The organism is Microbacterium sp. 5K110, from assembly GCF_005774735.1.
GTDB lineage: Bacteria > Actinomycetota > Actinomycetes > Actinomycetales > Microbacteriaceae > Microbacterium.
The window spans coordinates 47,911-68,799 of sequence record NZ_VBUM01000007.1 but is presented as its reverse complement, the minus strand read 5'-3'; the positions used below and the strand labels follow the sequence as shown (position 1 = coordinate 68,799).

21 protein-coding genes are annotated in these 20,889 nt (G+C 71.4%); 15 read left to right on the top strand and 6 right to left on the bottom strand.

Features of this window, described 5'->3' with window-relative positions; all coding sequences use genetic code 11:
• Nucleotides 1–18: 18 nt before the first annotated feature.
• A complete protein-coding gene (locus FE256_RS03590) occupies nucleotides 19–621 on the bottom strand; it encodes a PH domain-containing protein (RefSeq protein ID WP_138172858.1) in 603 nt (200 codons plus the stop codon).
• A 62-nt stretch (nucleotides 622–683) separates the two neighbouring features.
• On the opposite strand from FE256_RS03590, the gene FE256_RS03585 reads away from it, so the two are divergent.
• Together FE256_RS03585 and typA are read left to right on the top strand one after the other, a co-directional pair.
• Nucleotides 684–2,438, top strand: coding sequence for an ABC transporter ATP-binding protein (locus FE256_RS03585; protein WP_138172857.1), 1,755 nt, complete (start codon nucleotides 684–686; stop codon nucleotides 2,436–2,438).
• Between the two features lie 135 nt (nucleotides 2,439–2,573).
• Complete coding sequence (gene typA / locus FE256_RS03580; protein ID WP_138172856.1) at nucleotides 2,574–4,487, top strand: translational GTPase TypA; 1,914 nt, start codon at nucleotides 2,574–2,576, stop codon at nucleotides 4,485–4,487.
• A 9-nt stretch (nucleotides 4,488–4,496) separates the two neighbouring features.
• On the opposite strand, the gene FE256_RS03575 is transcribed toward typA, so the two are convergent.
• Both FE256_RS03575 and FE256_RS03570 read right to left on the bottom strand, forming a co-directional pair.
• Entirely contained in the window at nucleotides 4,497–4,850 is a 354-nt protein-coding gene (locus FE256_RS03575; RefSeq protein ID WP_138172855.1) for a DUF2200 domain-containing protein, read from the bottom strand.
• Nucleotides 4,851–4,888: 38 nt separating this feature from the next.
• Nucleotides 4,889–5,440: a helix-turn-helix domain-containing protein gene (locus tag FE256_RS03570; protein WP_138172854.1), complete on the bottom strand. Its 552-nt coding sequence runs from the start codon at nucleotides 5,438–5,440 to the stop codon at nucleotides 4,889–4,891.
• A 65-nt stretch (nucleotides 5,441–5,505) separates the two neighbouring features.
• Between FE256_RS03570 and FE256_RS03565 the strand changes: the two genes are divergently transcribed.
• From FE256_RS03565 to dapC, 5 genes are read left to right on the top strand one after another with little or no spacing between them, the layout of a single operon-like run.
• Nucleotides 5,506–6,228 carry an AzlC family ABC transporter permease gene (locus FE256_RS03565; protein WP_138172874.1) on the top strand — a complete coding sequence of 241 codons (723 nt, stop codon included), beginning with the start codon at nucleotides 5,506–5,508 and terminating at the stop codon, nucleotides 6,226–6,228.
• Nucleotides 6,225–6,539 (top strand): AzlD domain-containing protein, encoded by a 315-nt coding sequence (locus FE256_RS03560; RefSeq protein ID WP_138172853.1) that lies wholly within the window; start codon nucleotides 6,225–6,227, stop codon nucleotides 6,537–6,539. Before FE256_RS03565 ends, FE256_RS03560 begins: the two co-directional genes overlap by 4 nt.
• A gap of 21 nt (nucleotides 6,540–6,560) precedes the next feature.
• Nucleotides 6,561–6,956 carry a histidinol dehydrogenase gene (locus FE256_RS03555; protein ID WP_138172852.1) on the top strand — a complete coding sequence of 132 codons (396 nt, stop codon included), beginning with the start codon at nucleotides 6,561–6,563 and terminating at the stop codon, nucleotides 6,954–6,956.
• A gap of 50 nt (nucleotides 6,957–7,006) precedes the next feature.
• Nucleotides 7,007–7,327, top strand: a complete 321-nt coding sequence (fdxA, locus tag FE256_RS03550; RefSeq protein ID WP_022878250.1) for a ferredoxin — start codon at nucleotides 7,007–7,009, stop codon at nucleotides 7,325–7,327.
• Nucleotides 7,328–7,330: 3 nt separating this feature from the next.
• Entirely contained in the window at nucleotides 7,331–8,434 is a 1,104-nt protein-coding gene (dapC, locus tag FE256_RS03545; protein WP_138172851.1) for a succinyldiaminopimelate transaminase, read from the top strand.
• Nucleotides 8,435–8,441: 7 nt separating this feature from the next.
• On the opposite strand, the gene FE256_RS03540 is transcribed toward dapC, so the two are convergent.
• Together FE256_RS03540 and FE256_RS03535 are read right to left on the bottom strand one after the other, a co-directional pair.
• Nucleotides 8,442–10,148, bottom strand: a complete 1,707-nt coding sequence (locus tag FE256_RS03540; RefSeq protein ID WP_138172850.1) for an ABC transporter ATP-binding protein — start codon at nucleotides 10,146–10,148, stop codon at nucleotides 8,442–8,444.
• Entirely contained in the window at nucleotides 10,145–11,725 is a 1,581-nt protein-coding gene (locus FE256_RS03535; protein ID WP_138172849.1) for an ABC transporter transmembrane domain-containing protein, read from the bottom strand. The genes FE256_RS03540 and FE256_RS03535 overlap by 4 nt, the downstream gene beginning before the upstream one ends.
• Before the next feature lie 165 nt (nucleotides 11,726–11,890).
• On the opposite strand from FE256_RS03535, the gene FE256_RS03530 reads away from it, so the two are divergent.
• From FE256_RS03530 to FE256_RS03495, 8 genes are all read left to right on the top strand, one after another.
• Entirely contained in the window at nucleotides 11,891–12,724 is an 834-nt protein-coding gene (locus FE256_RS03530) for a helix-turn-helix transcriptional regulator (RefSeq protein ID WP_138172848.1), read from the top strand.
• Nucleotides 12,721–13,521: a helix-turn-helix transcriptional regulator gene (locus FE256_RS03525; RefSeq protein ID WP_138172847.1), complete on the top strand. Its 801-nt coding sequence runs from the start codon at nucleotides 12,721–12,723 to the stop codon at nucleotides 13,519–13,521. The genes FE256_RS03530 and FE256_RS03525 overlap by 4 nt, the downstream gene beginning before the upstream one ends.
• A gap of 82 nt (nucleotides 13,522–13,603) precedes the next feature.
• On the top strand, nucleotides 13,604–14,593 hold the full coding sequence (locus FE256_RS03520) for an ABC transporter substrate-binding protein (RefSeq protein WP_212743466.1): 990 nt from the start codon (nucleotides 13,604–13,606) through the stop codon (nucleotides 14,591–14,593).
• Nucleotides 14,590–15,621 (top strand): FecCD family ABC transporter permease, encoded by a 1,032-nt coding sequence (locus FE256_RS03515; RefSeq protein ID WP_212743465.1) that lies wholly within the window; start codon nucleotides 14,590–14,592, stop codon nucleotides 15,619–15,621. Before FE256_RS03520 ends, FE256_RS03515 begins: the two co-directional genes overlap by 4 nt.
• Nucleotides 15,621–16,637 carry a FecCD family ABC transporter permease gene (locus FE256_RS03510; RefSeq protein ID WP_138172846.1) on the top strand — a complete coding sequence of 339 codons (1,017 nt, stop codon included), beginning with the start codon at nucleotides 15,621–15,623 and terminating at the stop codon, nucleotides 16,635–16,637. Before FE256_RS03515 ends, FE256_RS03510 begins: the two co-directional genes overlap by 1 nt.
• Complete coding sequence (locus FE256_RS03505) at nucleotides 16,634–17,470, top strand: siderophore-interacting protein (RefSeq protein WP_138172845.1); 837 nt, start codon at nucleotides 16,634–16,636, stop codon at nucleotides 17,468–17,470. The genes FE256_RS03510 and FE256_RS03505 overlap by 4 nt, the downstream gene beginning before the upstream one ends.
• Nucleotides 17,467–18,273 carry an ABC transporter ATP-binding protein gene (locus FE256_RS03500; protein ID WP_138172844.1) on the top strand — a complete coding sequence of 269 codons (807 nt, stop codon included), beginning with the start codon at nucleotides 17,467–17,469 and terminating at the stop codon, nucleotides 18,271–18,273. The genes FE256_RS03505 and FE256_RS03500 overlap by 4 nt, the downstream gene beginning before the upstream one ends.
• Nucleotides 18,274–18,490: 217 nt before the next feature.
• Nucleotides 18,491–19,789: a citrate synthase gene (locus tag FE256_RS03495; RefSeq protein ID WP_138172843.1), complete on the top strand. Its 1,299-nt coding sequence runs from the start codon at nucleotides 18,491–18,493 to the stop codon at nucleotides 19,787–19,789.
• 153 nt (nucleotides 19,790–19,942) lie between these two features.
• Here the strand turns inward: FE256_RS03495 and dapD are convergent, their stop codons facing one another.
• Nucleotides 19,943–20,857 (bottom strand): 2,3,4,5-tetrahydropyridine-2,6-dicarboxylate N-succinyltransferase, encoded by a 915-nt coding sequence (gene dapD / locus FE256_RS03490; RefSeq protein ID WP_138172842.1) that lies wholly within the window; start codon nucleotides 20,855–20,857, stop codon nucleotides 19,943–19,945.
• Nucleotides 20,858–20,889: the final 32 nt, after the last annotated feature.

Genomic DNA, 20,889 nt, shown 5'->3' with positions numbered 1-20,889 from the left:
ACCGGCATCCTCGCGATGTCAGCCCAGGACGATCGCCCCCAGCACGCCGGCCGCACCCGCGACCAGCAGCAGCAGGTTGTCGATGCGGGCGCTCACCCGCACGGGTACCGAATCGGCGATGCCGGCCTCCACGCGGCCGGCGTCGCGGAGGGTCTGCCAGCGATCGCGGACGAGGGCGGCCGCGCGGCCGGAGTCGGTGTTCGGCAGTTCGCCCGGACGCGTACCGGGAGCCGTCGCGGCTTCGCTGCGGCGGTGGGCGCGCGCGGCGCGCAGGGAGCCCGTGGCTCCCGGCGCGGGTGCGGCGGTCACGCCGATGCGCCGGCCGGGCGTGTGCAGCTGCAGCGCGTAGCGCGTGTCGACGTGGATGAGCGCCGCCCACGGCACGCGGTAGGTCAGCGCGATGTTGTCGACCTCCACGCCGTCGTCGTCGACGGAGATCGAGGGCGACCACAGGATGCCGGTCACCAGGGCCGCAGCGCCGAGAGCGCCGACGATCACCAGGGCGGGCGCGACGTCCACTGCGGGGACGGCCAGCAGGCCGATCGCCACCGCGGCGATGATCGCCCACAGGATGCCGCACAGGATGCGGGTGAACGTCGAACGGAACGTCTGGCGTGGCATCCCCTGATTCTTTCATTCCCCGATCACTCACTCCCGCCCCGCGGGACGGAGAGGACAGCCTCATGAGCACGACCGAGAAGGCGGGCATCCCCGCGCTCGAGATGACCGACGTCAGCGTCGACTTCGCGGTGGACGACGTCTGGGTCCCCGCGGCCAAGAACCTCACGTACTCGATCGCGCGCGGCCAGGTCGTCGCGGTCGTGGGCGAGTCGGGCTCGGGCAAGAGCGTCAGCTCGATGGCCGTGCTCGATCTGCTTCCGCGCAACAGCCGCGTGCGCGGGAGCATCAAGGTGAACGGGCGCGAGGTGACGACGCTCAGCAGCAGCCAGATGCGGCAGCTGCGCGGGCCCGAGGTCGCCGCGATCTTCCAGGAGCCGATGACGGCCCTGAACCCCGTGCTCACGGTCGGTTCGCAGATCATCGAGGCGCTCCGTGCGCACACGACCATGGCGCCGTCCGAGGCGAAGGTCCGCGCGATGGAGCTGCTGGACATGGTGGGTCTCCCGGACCCCGCCAAGGCGTTCGCGTCCTACCCGCACCAGCTGTCGGGCGGTCAGCGTCAGCGCGCGATGATCGCGCAGTCGATCAGCCTGGAGCCGGCACTCCTCATCGCGGACGAGCCGACCACGGCCCTGGACGTCACGGTCCAGGCCGAGATCCTCGACCTCATCCGCGACCTGCGCGATCGCCTGGACTCCGCGGTCCTGCTGATCACGCACGACATGGGCGTCGTGGCCGACCTCGCCGACTGGATCGTCGTGATGAAGTCCGGCGAGGTCGTCGAGCAGGGACCGGCCGCTCAGGTGCTCGGCGACCCGCAGGACCCCTACACCAAGGAACTGCTGGCCTCCGTCCCGCGTCTCGGTGAGACCTTGGAGGGCGAGTCGACGGTCGATGTCGTCGAGTCGCTCGCAGCCGCCGTGGCCGAAGGCCCTGCGCGCACGGAGACGATCCGCTTGGCCGCCGCGGCACCCGAGATCGCCCACCCGGTGCTCGAGCTCGACCACGTCTCGATCGAGTACGGCAAGAAGGGGCGCGTGGCGGCGTTCCGTGCCGTCGACGACGTCACTCTTGGGATCGCCGAGGGCGAGATCGTCGGTCTCGTGGGGGAGTCGGGTTCCGGCAAGTCCACGATCGGTCGCGCGGCGATCGGCCTGCAGCCCATCGCCGACGGGCGCCTCGTCGTCGACGGGGTGGACATCTCGAGCGGCTCGCGCAAGCTCATCAAGTCGCTGCGTCGTCGCGTGGGCATCGTGTTCCAGGACCCGTCGTCGTCGTTGAACCCGCGTCTGCCGATCGGCGAGTCCATCGGGGAGCCTCTGTTCCTCGCCGGTGAGGCCAAGGGTGCCGCTCTCGACGCTCGTGTCGAGAAGCTGCTCGACGAGGTGCGCCTCCCGCGCAGCTACCGCAACCGGTACCCGCACGAGCTCTCGGGCGGACAGAAGCAGCGCGTCGGCATCGCCCGCGCGCTCTCGCTGCAGCCGCGTCTGCTCGTCGCCGACGAGCCGACGAGCGCCCTGGACGTGTCGGTGCAGGCGCGCGTCCTGGAGCTGCTGAGCGAGCTGCAGCAGGAGCACCGCTTCGCGTGCTTGTTCATCAGCCACGACCTCGCCGTGGTGGATGCCATGGCCCACCGCATTGTCGTGCTCAACCGCGGCAAGATCGCCGAGCAGGGCACGCGCGACGAGATCCTGCGGTCGCCGAAGGAGCCCTACACGCAGCGTCTGATCGCCGCGATCCCGGTTCCCGACGTCGAGGTGCAGGCCGCCCGCCGCGAACTGCGGCACGAGCTGTTGAAGAACACGCCGGCCTCCTGAATCGCGTGTGATCGGGGGCGGCGTTCCTGTGGGGATGCCGCCCCTTTTCGCTCCCTGCCGGGAGTGTTGCAGACGCCCGGTAGACTAGATGTGCCCGATTCCGGGCGCCACCCCGAATTTTCCTGGAGACCCTCCATGGCGCACGCCCTTCGTCCTGACCTCCGTAACGTCGCGATCGTCGCGCACGTCGACCACGGCAAGACGACCCTCGTCGACGCCATGCTGCGCCAGACCGGCTCGTTCGGTGACCACGCGCACGTCGAAGAGCGTGCGATGGACTCGAACGACCTGGAGCGTGAGAAGGGCATCACGATCCTCGCCAAGAACACGGCGATCACCTACAACGGTGTGCACACCGAGGTGCCGGTGACGATCAACGTGATCGACACCCCCGGTCACGCCGACTTCGGTGGCGAGGTCGAGCGCGGACTGTCGATGGTCGACGGCGTCGTGCTCCTCGTCGACGCGTCCGAGGGTCCGCTGCCCCAGACGCGATTCGTCCTGCGCAAGGCGCTCGAGGCCAAGCTCCCCGTGATCCTGCTGGTCAACAAGACCGACCGCCCGGACGCGCGTATCGCCGAGGTCGAAGGAGAGGCGCATGACCTGCTGCTGGGACTCGCGTCCGACCTGGTGGACGACGTGCCCGACCTCGACGTCGACGCGCTGCTCGACGTTCCCGTCGTCTACGCGTCGGGCCGCGCGGGTGCCGCGTCGCTCAACCGCCCCGACAACGGCGCCCTGCCCGACAACGACGACCTCGAGCCGCTGTTCGGCGCGATCCTCGAGCACGTGCCCGCTCCGTCCTACGACGACGAGGCTCCGCTGCAGGCGTGGGTCACCAACCTCGACTCCAGCCCCTTCCTGGGCCGCCTCGCGCTCCTGCGCGTGTTCAACGGCACGCTGAAGAAGGGCCAGACGGTCGCCTGGGTGCGTGCCGACGGCACCACCAGCAACGCCCGCATCACCGAGCTGCTGAAGACACGCGCGCTGGAGCGCTACCCCGCCGAAGACGCGGGCCCCGGTGACATCGTCGCCATCGCCGGCTTCCCCGACATCACGATCGGCGAGACCATCGCCGACCCCGAGGACGTGCGTCCGCTCAAGGCCATCACGGTCGACGACCCCGCCATCTCGATGACGATCGGCACCAACACCTCGCCCCTCATGGGCAAGGTCAAGGGGCACAAGCTCACCGCGCGCATGGTCAAGGACCGCCTCGACCGCGAGCTCATCGGCAACGTCTCGCTCAAGGTCGTCGACATCGGACGCCCCGACGCGTGGGAGGTGCAGGGCCGTGGCGAGCTGGCTCTCGCGATCCTCGTCGAGAACATGCGCCGCGAAGGCTTCGAGCTCACCGTGGGCAAGCCCCAGGTCGTCACCAAGCGCGGCGACGACGGCAAGCTCAAGGAGCCCTTCGAGCACCTCACGGTCGATGCTCCCGAAGAGCACCTCGGCGCGATCACGCAGCTCATGGCCGCCCGCAAGGGCCGTATGGACAACATGACGAACCACGGCACCGGCTGGGTGCGCATGGAGTTCGTCGTGCCCTCGCGCGGTCTCATCGGTTTCCGCAGCGAGTTCCTCACCATCACCCGCGGCACCGGTATCGCCAACGCGATCTCGCACGGCTACGACGACTGGGCCGGGTCGATCACGACGCGTCAGAACGGCTCGATCGTCGCCGACCGCATGGGCGTCGTGACGCCGTTCGCGATGATCGCCCTGCAGGAGCGCATGAGCTTCTTCGTGCAGCCGACCGAAGAGGTCTACGAGGGCATGGTCATCGGCGAGAACTCGCGCGCCGACGACATGGACGTCAACATCACCAAGGAGAAGAAGCTCACGAACATGCGTTCGTCGACCTCGGACTCCTTCGAGTCGATGACGCCGCCCCGCGTGCTGACGCTGGAAGAGTCGCTCGAGTTCGCCCGCGACGACGAATGCGTAGAGGTCACGCCCGAGAAGGTGCGCATCCGCAAGGTCGTGCTCGACGCGACCGAGCGCGGTCGCGCCGCCTCGCGCCTCAAGCGCCAGGATGCCAACGCCTGAGCGTTCGCGTCAGACCGACGACCCCTCGCGAAGCACCTTCGCGAGGGGTCGTCCTTTCGCGAGCTCGTCCACGAGCTTGTCCATCAGCCGGATGCGGTACATCAGCGGATCCTCGATCTGTTCGACACGCACGCCGCACACGACCCCGGTGACGTTCACCGACAGGGGGTTCAGGCGCGCGGCGTCGAAGAAGTCCCGCAGACTCGTGTCGGCGGCGATGTGGTGCTCCAGCTCGGCGTCGTCGAAGCCGGTGAGCCACCGCAGCGCGGTGTCGAGCTCCTCGCGGGTGCGTCCCTTGCGCTCGACCTTGGCGACGTACAGGGGGTGGATCGCCGAGAACGCGGTGTCGAAGATGCGGCTCATGCGGGAACGATAGTCTCATCGACCCGCGCCGGCGAGTGTCAGCGCGATTCGGACACGCACACCGCGCCCATGCCCGGTGTGAGCGCCTCGAAGACGTGCGGGGCGTCACCGGCGTACGAGAGGTAGTCGCCGGGCCCCAGCTCGAACGGCGCGTCGGCCGGTCCGACGAGGCCGCGGCCCGTGATCATCACGACGTGCTCGATCGTGCCGCGCGGGTGCGGGTCGGACAGCCGTGGGGCTCCGGGCTCCGCCGTGAGCAGGTAGATGTCCCGGCGCGCGTGCGGCGGGCTCGCCGAGAGCAGCACCGCCACGTACTCGGATGCCGAGGACGCGACCGCCGTGCCGCCCTCGCCCGCGCGGATCAGGGTGGGGGAGCGCACGCCTTCGTCGACGAGGACCGCGAAGGGGATCTCCATCGCTGAGGCGAGGGCCCAGAGCGTCTCGACGCTGGGATTCCCGCCGCCGTTCTCGAGCTGCGACACCGTGGCCTTGGCCACTCCCGCACGACGCGCGAGTTCCGAGACGCTGAGGTCGCGGCGCTCGCGCTCGCGCCGGAGGGTGGTCGCGATGCGATCGCCGAGCTCGCTCATGCGTTCATTATGCGTGACGATCGTTCGACTTGACGAACGGCCAGCGATCGTTCACGATGCTGTTCATGCGTTCGTTCTATCGAACACCGGACGGAGTCGCCGCCCGTCAGGGTGTCGCGGTCGCCCTCGCCACGAGCGCGTACGGGATCTCGTTCGGCGCCCTGTCGGTGGCATCTGGTCTCGATGTGTGGCAGACGTGCGTGCTGAGCCTACTCATGTTCACGGGCGGATCGCAGTTCGCCTTCGTCGGAGTGATCGCCGCCGGGGGAGTCGCCGCGGCTCCGGCGGCCGTCGCCTCGTCGGCCCTGCTCGGCGTGCGCAACGCCGCCTACGCGATGCGGATGTCGCCGGTCGTCGGCCCGGGCGGCTGGTGGCGGGCCGCGGCCACTCCGTTCACCATCGACGAGTCGGTGGCCGTGTCCCTGGCTCAGCAGACCCCGCGCGCCCGCCGCGTGGGCTTCTGGGTCACAGGCGTCGCCATCTGGGTCGGGTGGAACCTGACGACGCTCGCGGGCGCCCTCCTCGGCGATGTCCTCGGCGACCCGCGGGCATGGGGACTGGATGCCGCCGCGGCCGCCGCCTTCCTCGCTCTGCTGTGGCCGCGCCTGCGAGGGCGTCAGCCCCTCGCCGTCGCGATCGGGGCCGCGGCGGTGGCCGCCCTGCTGACGCCCTGGGCGATGCCCGGCATCCCCGTCATCGCGGCGGCCGGCGTCGCCGTCGCCCTCGGCTGGTTCGACCCGCGCCGCCCGGCCGCGCCGGCGGCGGACGACGAGAACGGGATGCCATGACCCTGTGGACCGCCGTGCTCGCGGCATCCGTGCTCTGCCTCGCGCTGAAGGCCGTGGGCTATCTGCTTCCGCAGGGCTGGCTCGACGCGCCGCGGCCGGCCCGCATCGCGGATCTGCTGACGGTCGCGCTGCTCTCGGCGCTCGTCGTCGTGCAGGCCGTGGGAGCGGGGTCCGCGATCGTCGTCGACGCACGCGTGCCGGCGGTCGTGGTCGCCGCGGTGCTGCTGTGGCTGCGGGCGCCGTTCCTCGTGGTCGTCGCCGCCGCCGCGGCCACCGCGGCGCTCCTCCGCGCGTTCGGCTGGGCCACATGACCCCGCGCCTAGACTGACCGCGTGAGTTCAGGGATCGTCCGTGTCTTCGGCTGGGTCGTCGCCTTCGCGGTGGGTGCGTTCTACGGGACGGCCGCCACGGTCGGGCACGCCTACCGGCTCGGTGCCCTGCCCGTCGGTCTCGTCCTGGCGACCGTCGGGTGCGCGGCGCTGCTCATCGCCCTCCGAACGCTCACGCAGGACCGCGTCAACGCGATCGCCGGCGGTCTGGGCATCATCGCGGCCACGTTCCTGTTCTCGCAGGTCGGACCGGGGGGTTCGGCGATCGTCGCGGCGGCGACGCCCGACACCGCGTGGATCGCGATCGCCTGGACTTTCGTCGGCCCGATCCTGCTGACCCTCGTGGCTTTCTGGCCGGACGTCTCCCGACTGCGGCCCCAGCCCGCTGCCGGATCATAGGGTCCGGCCGTCGGGCCGGGTGGGGTCGTCGTCACGCGTAGACTGATCGGGTGACTTACGTGATCGCCCTCCCGTGTGTCGATGTCAAGGATCGCGCGTGCATCGACGAATGCCCCGTCGACTGCATCTACGAGGGTGAGCGCTCGCTCTACATCCACCCCGACGAATGCGTCGACTGCGGTGCGTGCGAACCGGTCTGCCCCGTCGAGGCGATCTACTACGAGGACGACCTCCCCGAAGAGTGGTCGGACTACTACAAGGCCAACGTCGAGTTCTTCGACGACATCGGCTCGCCCGGCGGTGCCGCGAAGGTCGGCGTGATCGCCAAGGACCACCCGGTCATCTCGGCACTTCCTCCGCAGAGCCACTGACCCGTGGGCGTCGCCGACCTCGCCGACTATCCCTGGGATGCCGTCGCGCCGTACGCCGAGCGCGCCCGTCGTCACCCGGCGGGCATCGTCGATCTGTCGATCGGGTCGCCCGTCGACCCGACTCCCGCGGTGGTCGCCGAGGCCCTCGCCGCCGCGACCGATGCGCACGCGTACCCGCAGACCATGGGGACCCCGGCGCTGCGCGAGGCGATCGTCGCCTGGTACGCCCGTCGGCGCGGTGTCCCGGGCCTGACCGCCGCCCACGTCCTCCCGACGGTGGGGTCCAAAGAACTCGTCGCTCTCCTGCCCCTCCTTCTGGGCCTCGGACCGGCCGACGTCGTCGTGCACCCGCGTGCCGCGTACCCGACGTACGAGGTCGGTGCGCGTCTCGTGGGCGCGGAGCCCGTGGCATCCGATGATCCTGCCGAATGGCCCGAGAACACGCGCCTCGTGTGGATCAACTCGCCCGGAAACCCGGACGGGCGCGTGCTCTCGACCGACGAGCTTCGGGATGCCGTGATCCGGGCGCGAGAGCTCGGCGCGGTGCTGGCCTCCGACGAGTGCTACGCCGAACTCGGCTGGGAGGCGCCGTGGGACGCCGAGCGCGTGCCGAGCGTGCTCGACCCGCGCGTCGTGGGCGATGACCTCACGGGCGTGCTGTCGGTGTACTCGTTGAGCAAGCAGTCCAACCTCGCCGGATACCGCGCGGCGTTCCTCGCCGGTGACTCGGAGCTGGTCGCCCGGTTGCTGACCGGTCGCAAGCACCTCGGGCTCATGCCTCCCGCGCCGGTGCAGCGGGCCATGACGGTGGCCCTCGACGATGACGCGCACGTCCTCGCGCAGCGCGAGCGGTACGCCCGTCGTCGCGCGGTGCTCAAGCCGGCGGTCGAGGCGGCCGGCTTCCGCGTCGACCGCAGCGAAGGCGGTCTGTACCTCTGGGCGACCGAGGGACGCGATGCGTGGGAGAGCGTGGGGCGTCTCGCCGAACTCGGCATCCTGGTCGGCCCGGGGCACTTCTACGGGACGCATTTCCCCCAGCACGTGCGCTTCTCGCTCACGGCGACCGACGAGCGCATCGCGGCCGCGGCGGAGCGGCTGGCGCCGTAGTCGGCGGTTACTCGGATCCGCTCCACGCGGCCCACAGCCGCGCATAGTCGCCCCCCGCGGCACGCAGCCGGTCGTGCGTCCCCTCTTCTCGGACGCGCCCGCGATCCAACAGGACGACCCGGTCGGCCGCGGCGGCTTGGCTGAGGCGGTGTGCCACGACGAGGGCCGTGCGGCCGCGCACGGCGGTGGCGGCAGCCTCCTCAAGGCGTCCGGCTTCGCTCGACCCCGCCTCCGCGGTCGCCTCGTCGAGCACGACGAAGGCCGGATCGGCCAGGAGCACGCGCGCGAGCGCGATGTGCTGCGCCTCGGCGGCCGTCAGAGTCGTTCCCGAGGCGCCCACGGGTTCGTCGAGCCCGCGGGCGAGGCGGGTGAAGAGTGAGTCCGCACCCACGCGGATCAGCGCGTCCCGCACCTCGGCGTCGGTGGCATCCGCCGCGGCGAGAGTGAGGTTCTCGCGGAGCGTGGTGTCGAAGACGTGGACGTCCTGCGTGACGAGGGCGACCGAGTGCGGGCGTCGCACCTCGCCGTGCCCGGGCGTGTGGACCCCGGCGGCGATTGCGGCCAGCGTGGTCTTGCCCGCCCCGGACGCGCCGACGACGGCGACCGTCTCGTGCGCGCCGATCCGGAGCGACACGTCGTGCAGCACGGTGACCCCGGGCACGAAGGAGTGCGTGACCTTCGCGAGGTGCACTGTGTCGCCGGCGACACTCGCGGCCTCACGCTCGGGCGCCGTCTCGGTGCGGATCACCCCGACGATCCGGCCGAGCGAGGCGAGGGCGGACTGCAGGTCGTCGGTGACGAACAGCACCTGGTTGATGGGGCCGAACAGGCGCAGGAAGAGCAGCATCGCCGCGGTCGTGCCGCCCAGCGTGCCCGCGTCGGCCGACACCAGCACGAACCCGGCGATCAACAGTCCCGCCATCCCCAGGAACTCCGCGCCGTTCAGCCGGGCGAAGAACCGGTTCTGGATGCCGCGCGCTCGCATGCTCCACCGGACCACCGTCCAGGACGCCTCCGAGATCCTCGAGAGGCGCGATCCGGCGAGGCCGAACGCGCGCACGGTCTCGCGGCCGCGGAGCGCATCGAGGAGCTGCTGCGCGCGCTCGGACATCGCTGCGCGCTCCGCGGCGTACACCGGCGGCGCGTCGCGGAGGTAGCGGCGCACCGCCCACACGTGCACGGGAGACACCGCCAGCAGCACGACCGCGTACCAGGGGTCGATCACCGCCATTCCGACGACGGTGACGGCGATCGTGAACGCCGCGCCGACGACGGCGGGGACGACACGGGGGATCGCGTCGGACACCTCGGCGACGTCGTCGCCCGCCCGGGCGATGAGATCCCCCGTCCCCGCGCGTTCGATGCGCTCCTGGGGGAGGCGCAGCCCCGTCTCGACCATGCTCTCGCGCAAGACCGCAAGGGCGCTCTCACAGAGGTGCGACGCGGTCACCGTGCCGATCGCGGTGAGGACGACGTTGGCGACGACCGCGACGGACATGACGACCGCGAGGAGCGGCACGAGGTGTGCGCCACGCTCGCCCGCGCCGAGGGCGTCGACGACGGTGCCCAGCGCCAGCGGACCGACGATTCCCGCCGCAGCGGCGCCGAGCACGACCGCCGCCAGAGCGGGCAGTCGCCACCAGCCGCGGGGGAGGGCTCGCCACACTTCGCGCGCGACGTCGCCGGCCGAGGCCAGTGGCAGGGGGATGCTCATGCGACACCTTCCTCGGCGAGCCGGACGACACGATCCGCGACGGCGAGGAACGCCGGAGCGCGCGTGACCACCACGGTCCGGACGTGGCGACGCGAGGTGCGCAGGCGCTCGGCGATCCGCGCCTCGGTGACGGCGTCGACGGCGGTCGTGGGGTCGTGCAGTACGAGCAGTTCGGCGTCGCGCGCGAGAGCCCGGGCCAGCGCGACGCGCTGCCGCTGTCCGCCCGAGAGGCCGGTGCCGTTCTCTCCGACCGGGGTATCCCACCCCGCGGGGAGAACGTCGACCAGTTCGTCGCACCCGGCGGCCCGCAGGGCGGATGCCAGGCGCGTGGCATCCGTCCGGGGGCCGGCGACGTTCTCGCGCACGGTTCCAGAGAACAAGTGGGCGTCATGGGGCGCCACGAGAGCATCGGGGTAGGCGGCGACGAGACCCGACAGCACGTGGTGCGCCTGCCGTCCGTCGCCGGCGACCACGACGAACTCCCCGGGGGAGATGTCGAGGAGATCGTGGGGGAGTGCCACTGGTCGCGCGCGTTCCGGTGCGCTGTCGCGCTCCTCGTCGTCCCGGAGGACGTCGAGGAGGCGCCCCGCCGACGCCGTCGCCGACGCCCACCACGCGCCCGTCGACAGGGCCAGGGAACGCAACGGATCGATGAGGAACTGCGCGAGTCCCACGACGGCGATGAACTCTCCGAGTCCCAGACTCCCCGTGACGGTGAGGAGGGCCGCGACCACGGCGACACCGGTGAGGAACAGACCGGTGACGCTCCCCATCACCCCGCCGAAGACGCCCTCCGCGCGGCGCGCGCGCAGCGTGTCGCGCAGCGCCGCCTGACTGGCACGGCGGTAGCGGCGGGCGGCTTCCTCCTCGGCGCCGATCCCGCGGATCACGCGGTACCCGCTCATGAGGTCGGTGGCGCGGCCCGCGGCCGCCGCAGCGGCCTGCTGCTCGTCGCCGCTGCGCTCCCGGAGCGAGGCGCCGGCGCGCTCCGTCAGCCACAAGAGCAAGGGCGCCCCGATCAGCACGGCCAGGCCCAGCGGCCACGCGAGGGTGAGCAAGACGCTGCCGCCGAACAGCACGGCCGCGAGCTGTCCGACCGGATAGACCGCGATCTCCACGGCCTCCGCGAGGCGCGCGGCGTCGGATACCGCGAGGGACAGAGCCACCCCCGGTTGGTCGGACGGACGCCCCGAGCGCGGCGAGCGTCGCAGGACGTGCTCGGCGATCGTCTGGCGCAGCCGGTGCTGGACGGCGAGCATGCCCAATTCCGCCAGGCGGGAGCCGAAGCGCCACGAGAATGACAGCGTCAGGAACACCCCGGCCAGCACGCCGAGCCACCACAGCAGCGGGGCGAGTTCGCCCGTGGCCACAGCTCGTTCGATCGCGATCCCCATGACCACGGGGACGAGCGCCTCTCCCACCTGATGCGTGACCGACAGGGCGGCGGCGGGCACCGCGTAGCGGGGCACGGCCCCCATCACCCGAAGTACGAGGCGGCGCGGGGTGGTCGCGGGCGAGACCGTCAACGGCCGCGTCTCGATCGGGGAGCTCGGCGCCTGCAGCAGCATCCGGGTCATGGGCGTGCGTGCGCCCGCTCGCGTCCGAGCGGCGACATCGAGGCCATGCCGGAGAGGGAACGCGGGGGTGTGGCGGGCATGGCGGCTCTCGGATCGACGGGTCGGGGAGGATGCTAGGTTAGCCTTGCCTTATCTTTGGCTGCCACCGCCGTGAGGAGACATTTCGTGCTGATCGAGGACACCCTGATGTCCCGTGGGGAACATCCCGATCTCGCGGATGACGCCGCCGGGCGGGCGGCTGTTCGCCACTGGACATTCGCCGAATTCGCGGTGACCTCGACGCCCGTGCGCGCCGGCAGCGAGTTCGACCGTCACCGTCACGAGGAGGATCAGCTCTCGTGGATGGCATCCGGATCGACGGAGGTCTCGGTCGGAACCGACCGCTGGCATCTGCGTCGCGATCACGCGGCGTGGATCCCGACCGGGGTGCTGCACGAGATGCGCTTCACCGAGCCGGGGGAGCTCATCAGCGTGTACATCGATCCGCACCGACGGCCGAGCCGGACGGGATGGGACCGCCCGCGCGTGCTCGGGCTCGACCCGCTCGGCGGCGGGCTGCTGAGCCACCTCGCCCGCGGCGGCCGGACCGAGGCGCGACGGCAGAGGTGCTTCGCCGTGCTCGCCGACCTGCTGGCCGAGGCGCCCGTCGCGCACGAGGTCGTCGCTCTTCCGCAGGACCCCCGGGCGCGCGCCATCGCCCACGCGCTCCTGGCCGCCCCCGACGACGATCGCGACCTCGAGGCATGGGCGGCGCAGCAGGGCGTCAGCGCCAAGACGATCGCCCGGGCCTTCGTCGCCGACACCGGACGGACGTTCCGCGAATGGAGGGTGCGCGCACGCCTTCACGTCGCTGTCGGCCTGCTGCTCGGCGGGGAATCCGTGCACGCGGTCGCCCCAGCGGTGGGCTATGACTCGGTGAGCAGCTTCATCTCCGCCTTCCGTGCGCGTTTCGGCATCACGCCCGCCGCGTACGCCCGGTCGCTCGCGAGCGTCGAATGACGGACGCGGCGGGCCGGATCCCGGGGCCTCGGCTGCAGTCCGTCGAGATCGTCACCCCGGCGCTCCGGGAAGACTGCTGGGCGACCCACGACCACCTCGATCACGAGCTGCTGTCCTCGATCACGGGCGTGGTGACGGTGACGACCGCGCACGCCGTGTTCGTCGTGCCCCGCGGCGCCGCCATCTGGATTCCCGCGCTCACCGCGCACGACGTGCGCGCGAGTCCCGGCAACGCGATGCGGTGCACGTGGTTCCTCCGCGGCGCCGTGCCCGATGCCCTCGCCCTGCCGACGGTGCTGACCTGCTCGCCCCTCCTCGACGACGTCCTCACGCACCTCGACGACGAGCACGCCGACCTCGAGCGGGCCCCGGAACGCCGTGCGCGCGCCGAGGCCTTCGCGCTCGACCTCCTCTCGCTCGGCGCGCGCCCGGATGCCGGGCTCCCGCAGCCGCGGAGCCCCTGGCTGCGCGTGGTCACCACCGCGCTCGCTGCGTCGCCGGGCGATGACCGGACGGTCGAGGAGTGGGCGCGGTCCTGTGCAGTCAGCACGCGCACCTTCACGCGACGCTTCCGCGACGAGACGGGCGAGTCCTTCTCCCAGTGGCGTTCACGGTTGCGGATGCAGGCGGCCATGGCAGCGCTCGCCGCGGGTGCGCCCGTCGCCGCGGTCGCGCGGCGCGTGGGATACGACTCCGCGGCGGCGTTCTCCACGGCCTTCCGGGAGGTCGCCGGGGTGAGCCCGCGCGCGTTCGCCGTCGGACGCAGAGATGACCGATTCGCCAAAGAAGTCGACTGAACGGCTCACGTCTGTGCTCATGGGGGTCGATGATCCCTCGACATAATTAGGTATTCCTTACCTAACGCCGAGGAGCTTTCCCGTGCCCAGAAGACGCCGTGCCGCGATGACCGTGGCTGCCGCCGCCGTGACCCTCACCCTGCTGTCGGGGTGCGCCTCGGTGGCCTCCGCTCCGGCTGCTGTCCCGACCTCCGCCGCCTCGACGACCGTCGAGTCGGCCTACGGCGAGGTCACCGTGCCGCAGCAGCCGCAGCGCGTCGCCGCCGTGTCGTACGACACCCCGTGGCAGCTGATGTCGCTCGATGTGAAACCCATCGCCACGATCGACTACTCGCGCTGGGCCGACAGCTTCAGCCCCACGCAAATGGCGTACATCGCGGATGCCGCGAAGATCGGTACCTACGGCGAGATTAACTTCGAGGCCCTCACCGCCGCCCGACCCGACGTCATCGTCGGCACAGTGGACGAGGTCGACGAGGCCACCTACCGACGTCTCAGCGCCATCGCCCCCACCGTGATCGCCGGCGGGACCGCACGCGGTGATTGGCAGAGGATCACCGAGCAGACGGCGGCCGCCACCGGCGCAACCGCGAAATGGGAGAGCGAGAAGGCCGCTTTCGAAACGCTGCGCGACGAGACCAAAGAGACCTACCGTGCCCAGATCGAGGGCAACCGGTGGATCAACTTCTCCTTCGGCGACGCCGCCGGACAATTCTCGGTCCAGCTTCCCACCGGCTCCACGGGTGACCTCGTGGTCAACGAGATGGGCCTCGCGTACGGTCCCGGCGCCGCCTCGCTGCCCGACGCCGACGGCGCGGGCTACGTCTCCCTGCCGTTCGAGCAGCTGCCGACCGTGTTCGAGGACGTCACCGTCGCGCTGACCTTCTCCTCCGCGGACGGCGCGGCTCTCCCCGCCGTCAGCGAGGTCGTGAACGCGCCCGTGTTCCAGACGCTGCCCGTGGCCCAGAACGGGCGCGTCTACGCGCTGCGCACCCTCGTGACCGACTACGTCACCGCGCAGGACTGGGTGCGCGAGCTCGTCGACACGGTGCTCGAGCCGATGCAGAAGTGACCTCGTCGGCTGTCGGGGAGCGCCGCCGCGCGCGCCGCTCCCCGGCGACGACCCTCGGTGTCGCCCTCGGCGTGGTCGTGCTCCTCGGCGGTGCGCTCGCCGTCGCCGAACTGTGCGTGGGGGAGCCGATGCTCGCGCCGTCGCGCGCTCTCGGACTCCTCACGCACCCCGACGGCTCTCACGAGGCTCTCATCGTGCAGACCCTTCGCCTTCCGCGCGTGCTCCTCGCCGTCGCGGTGGGCGCGGCCCTCGCCGTCGCCGGCGTGGTGATGCAAGCCCTGACCCGCAACCCTCTCGCGGAGCCGGGCATCCTCGGCGTGAACTCGGGCGCCGCTCTGGCCGTCACATTCGCCTTCGTCGTCCTCGGACTGCAGGGCTTCGGGTCGACCCTCCTCGTCGCTGCCGTCGGAGCCGCCGTGGCCGGCGTCCTCGTCGCCCTCCTCGGCGGCGTCGGGCGCTCGGCATCCCTGTCCCGGCTCGTCCTGGCCGGCGTCGCCCTCACCGCGGTCCTCGCGGGCCTCACGCAGGCGCTCAGCCTCATCGACCCGGCGCAGTACGCCCGCATCCGGATGTGGGAGGCGGGATCGCTGGCGGCTCGCGACGCGCCCACGGCGCTGTGGGTGACGGGCATCGTCGCGGTGGGACTCGTGCTGGCTCTGGCGATCGGGCCCGGTCTGAATCTGCTCGTGATGGGGGAGGATGCCGCGCACGCGCTCGGCGCGCGTGTGACACGCGTGCGTACGGCCGGACTCGTCGCCGTCGTCCTGCTGTGCGGCACGGCCACCGCCGCGATCGGGCCGGTCGCGTTCGTCGGGCTCCTCGTTCCCCACGCCGTCCGCGCGTTCACCGGCGCCGACCAGGTCCGCACGCTGGTGGCCAGCATCGTCGCCGGGCCCGTACTGCTCCTGGCCGCCGACCTGATCGCCCGGACGGTCGTGGCGCCGCGAGAGCTTCCCCTCGGTGTGGTCACCGCTTTCCTCGGAGCGCCCGTGCTCATCGCCCTCGTCCACCGTCGTCGGCGGTCGTGATGGCCGCGATCACCCGGGCGCACCCCGCCCTGCTCCGACGCCGCCGGATCGCCTCCGTGGTGGTCGGTGCCATCCTGGTGGCGTCGGCCCTGGGTACGCTCACGCTCGGCGATCTGGGCGTGACCCCCGCCGACGCCCTCGGGGCCCTCGTCGGCGCGGGAGATGCCGGCACTGTGCTCGTCGTCCAGCAGTGGCGCTTGCCGCGCGCAATGCTCGGCATCGTTGTCGGCGCGCTCCTGGCTCTCTCGGGCGCGCTCTTCCAGACGGTGACGCGCAACCCCCTCGGCAGCCCCGACATCCTCGGCTTCTCGGTCGGCGCCTTCACCGGGGTGCTGACCGTCACCCTGGCGGGAGCGTCGTCGATCCTCGCGCTGGCGGGCGGCGCCGTCGGGGGCGGACTCGTGACGGCGACGATCGTGTTCGCCCTGTGCGCCCGCACGGGCTTCGGGGGATTCACGGTCGTCGTCACCGGTGTCGGGGTCAGCGCCATGGCGGCCGCGGTCAATGTCCTTCTCGTGGTGCGCCTCGACGACGCCCGCGCCCGCGCCGCTGCCGTCTGGGCCACCGGTTCGCTCAACGGTGCGGCCGCGGAGTGGATCCTCCCCGCCGCGCTCGCCTTGGCCGCGGGAGCTGTCGCCATCGCGGCGCTCGCACCCGCCCTGCACGCCCTGGAGTTCGGCGACGAGCGGGCCGCCGCCCTCGGCGCGCGTCCGTCGGCCACCCGGTGGTGGGCGATGCTCATCGGCGTCGCGCTCATCGCCGTGGCCACCGCCGTGTGCGGCCCCATCGGCTTCGTCGCTCTCGCGGCGCCCCAGATCGCCCGGCGGGTGTGGCGCACCGGCACCATTCCCTTCGGGGCGTCGGCGCTCGTGGGCGCGAGCCTGCTGTCCGCCAGCGACCTGATCGCGTCGCGCGTGGTCGCCCCCGTCATGCTGCCGACCGGTCTGGTGACGGTCTGCCTCGGTGGCCTCTACTTGGCCTGGCTGCTCACCCGAAGAGAGAGGACCCGTCGATGACTCTGCGAGAGGACCGACCGGAATACGAGGCGCGGGTGACGGCGGTGTCGCGCCTCACGCCCCATATGGTCCGCGTGACGCTGGCCGGAGTCCGCGGTCTCGGCGGAGCCGGGATGCCGGAACCCGGGCCGGCGGACGAGTTCTTCGGTCTGTGGGTCCCGGTTCCCGGTGGCGACTCCGTCAAGAGGTACTACACCGTGCGCCGGCGGCGGGAAGGCCGCGGCGAGATCGACGTCGACCTGGTTCTGCACCGAACGGGCCCCGCGACCGAGTGGGCCGGGGCCGCCGCGGTCGGCGACGTCGTCGCGTTCGATGCGCCGCGCGGACACTATGCGCCCCCGTCGGACACGACGTCCCTCGTCCTCTGCGGCGACGTCAGCGCGCTCCCCGCGATCGGACGCATCCTCGAGGAGCGTGCCGCGCTCGAGACGTCGCCGCCGGCGTCGATCGTCATCGCGCTCGACGACCCCGCGGACCGGCAGGCGCTCGCCCTGCGGCCGGGGGACGACCTGCGGTGGTGCGCGACGTCCGCGCTCGTCGACGAGACGCGGCGACTCTGCGGAGGCGACCCGCTCGCCTACGTCTGGTTCTCCGGCGAGGCCGCCGACATGCGAGCCGTTCGTGCGCGACTGCGCCGCGAGCTCGGCATCCCGGCCTCACGGTGGACGACCATGGGCTATTGGCGCCGCGACAGCGAGCGGTGGGCGGCCCGCTTCGCCGCGGCCGGCCCCGAGCTGCAGCGGGCCATCGACGAGGTGCTCGAAACCTCCGTCGACGACGAGACCCAGGCCGACCGCCTGGAGGAGCTGCTGGCCGGAAGAGGACTGCTGTGAGGCCGGACACCGCCGTCGACGAGGTCATCGCGCTCGACGGCGTCTCGATCACCTACCCCCACGGCCGAACCGTCGTGCACGAGCTCTCGCTCGGCATCCGGCGAGGTTCGTTCGTCGCGATCGTCGGCCCCAACGGCTGCGGCAAGTCGACGCTGCTGCGCGCGATCGGGCGTCTGCTGCCGGTCGCCGAGGGCTCGGTGGTCTTCGACGGGAGAGACGTACGGGACCGGTCGCCGCGGGAGCTCGCCCGCTCGCTCGGCATGCTGCCCCAGTCGAGCACGGCTCCCGAGGGGATGCGCGTGGCGGACCTGGTCGCGCGCGGCCGTTATCCCCATCGGCGGCCCTTCGCCGCGTGGACCTCCGCGGATGAGACCGCCGTGCGCGAGGCGATGGATGCCACGGGCGTGAGCGCTCTCGCCGATCGCGACGTCGATGCGCTGTCGGGTGGCCAGCGACAGCGGGTGTGGCTTGCGATGGCGCTCGCTCAGGACACGCACACGCTGTTGCTGGACGAGCCGACGACCTACCTCGACATCGCCCATCAGATCGACGCCCTCGACCTCTTCGCCCGGATCCACCGCGATCGGGGACGCACGATCATCGCCGTGCTCCACGATCTGAACCAGGCGGCGCGATACGCGGACCGTCTGATCGCGTTGAAGGACGGCCGCGTCGTGCTCGACGGTGCGCCGGGCGAGGTGCTGACCGAGACCGCGGTGGAGGAGGTGTTCGACCTCCCGTGTCGCATCATCCCGGACCCCGAGACGGCGACGCCGCTCGTGGTGCCGCGGCGGCGCGCCTGAGGCTCAGGAGGATCCCTCCATCCGGAGGGGGCATCCTTTGGCGATGTCATCTGTACGTCGCCGGCCCTACTAGGCTGTAAGGGCACTGTGTGCGGGCCACCCTCCGCCGCGTGCCGTGTCGGGAATCGCGCAGGCGGAGTTCGACCGAGAAGGCCGTGGGGGCCGGGTGCTCCTACGGTCCGACCACACGGGCGACCAGAAATCGCAAGGAGGCGCGGTGAGCGACGCGGGTACGGAGCACGACAAGGCCACTCTCACGGTGGGGGGCACCACCGCCGAATTCCCGGTCCTGCGGGGCACCGACGGTACGCCGAGCATCGACATCGTGTCGCTGACGAAGCAGACCGGTCACACCACGCTCGACTACGGTTTCGTCAACACGGCGTCGACGAAGTCCGACATCACCTTCATCGACGGTGACCAGGGCATCCTCCGCTACCGCGGCTACCCGATCGAGCAGCTCGCGAAGAACAGCACCTACCTCGAGGTGGCGTGGCTGCTCATCTACGGCGAGCTCCCCTCGGCATCCGAGCTGGCGGCGTTCGACGAGCGCATCCGCCGCCACACCCTGCTGCACGAAGACCTCAAGCGCTTCTTCTCCTCGCTCCCGCCGACCGCGCACCCCATGTCGGTGCTGTCGGCCGCGACGGCCGCGCTCTCGACCTACTACGAGTCGGAGTCCGACCCGCACAACCCCGAGCACGTCGAGCTGAACACGGTGCGGATGCTCGCGAAGCTCCCCGTCATCGCCGCGTACGCGCACAAGAAGAGCATCGGGCAGGCGTTCCTGTACCCCGACAACTCGCTCGGGTTCGTCGACAACTTCCTCAAGCTCAACTTCGGTGTGCTCAGCGAGATCTACCAGATCAACCCGGTCATGACGAAGGCGCTCGACCTGCTGCTCATGCTGCACGAAGACCACGAGCAGAACGCCTCCACCTCGACCGTTCGCCTCGTCGGCTCCACCGGCGCCAACCAGTTCGCGTCGATCTCCGCCGGCATCCAGGCGCTCTCGGGCCCGCTCCACGGCGGCGCCAACGAGGCCGTGCTGCAGATGCTCGGCCGCATCCGCGACTCGGGCGAGAGCGTCGAGCGCTTCGTCGAGCGGGTGAAGAACAAGGAGCAGGGCGTCAAGCTCATGGGCTTCGGGCACCGGGTCTACAAGAACTACGACCCCCGCGCGAAGCTCGTGAAAGAGGCGGCCGACGAGGTCCTCGAGGCCCTCGGCGTCAGCGACCCGCTGCTCGACCTCGCCAAGGAGCTCGAGCAGATCGCCCTGCAGGACGACTACTTCAAGGAGCGTCGTCTGTACCCCAACGTCGACTTCTACACCGGCGTCATCTACAAGGCGATGGGCTTCCCGACGCGCATGTTCACCGTGCTCTTCGCGATCGGCCGTCTGCCGGGCTGGCTCGCACAGTGGCGCGAGGCCATCACCGACCCGCAGACGAAGATCGGCCGCCCGCAGCAGCTGTACACAGGGGCCGCCCAGCGCGACTACCCCGGCGCGCGCTGACCCCCGCGTACACGCCCCGTCCCTCTTGCGAGGGGCGGGGCGTTTCGCGTGTGCGGTGGCCCGGCGGAGCGCGAGAAACGCTCGCCGCAGGGAGAAACGCTCGCTGCGCGCGTTTCTCAGTGCAGAGAGCGTTTCTCAGCCCGGAGGGAAGCGTCAGGCGTGCAGCGCTTCGTTCAGCGTGACGCCGACGCCCGCACGCGCCGAGGCCTCGACGGCGCCGGTGAGCGAATTGCGACGGAACAGGATGCCGTTGCGGCCCGACAGCTCGCCGGCCTTCACCGTCCCGTCGCCGACCTGCACCTTCGTGCCGGCGGTGACGTAGAGGCCCGCCTCGACGACGCAGTCGTCGCCCAGGGAAATTCCGATGCCGGCGTTGGCGCCGAGGAGGGTCCGGGCGCCGATCGAGACGCGGTGGGTGCCGCCGCCCGAGAGGGTGCCCATGATCGAGGCGCCGCCGCCGATGTCGCTCCCGTCCCCGATCACGACGCCCTGCGACACGCGCCCCTCGATCATCGAGGCCCCTAGCGTGCCGGCGTTGAAGTTCACGAAGCCCTCGTGCATCACCGTCGTGCCGGGGGAGAGGTACGCGCCCAGACGCACGCGCGACGCGTCGGCGATGCGGACACCGGCGGGGGTGACGTAGTCGAGGAGACGCGGGAACTTGTCCAGACCCTGGATCTGGATGCCGTGGCGCAGCAGCGCCGGGCGCAGCCGCGTGGCATCGTCGGGGTGCATCGGGCCGGCGTTGGTCCACGCGACGTTGGGCAGGTGGCCGAAGATGCCGTCGAGAGAGATCTCGTTGGGCCGGACGAGTCGGTGCGACAGCGCCTGCAGGCGCAGGTAGGCGTCGACGGTAGAGGCCGGTGCGGCATCCACGTCGATCGTGAGCGTCACGACCTCGATCCGCACGGCGCGGCGCTCGTCGCTCCCGGCGAGGGCGTCGAGGCCGTGATCGGCACCGGAATCCGTGGTGCCGAGGGCGGGAGCGGGGAACCACGCGTCCAGGACCGTCCCGTCGGAGGCGATGGTCGAGAGGCCGGTACCGGTGATCTGTCGTTCGTTCGTCACTCTGACAGGCTATCGGGGCGCCGGAGGCGCGC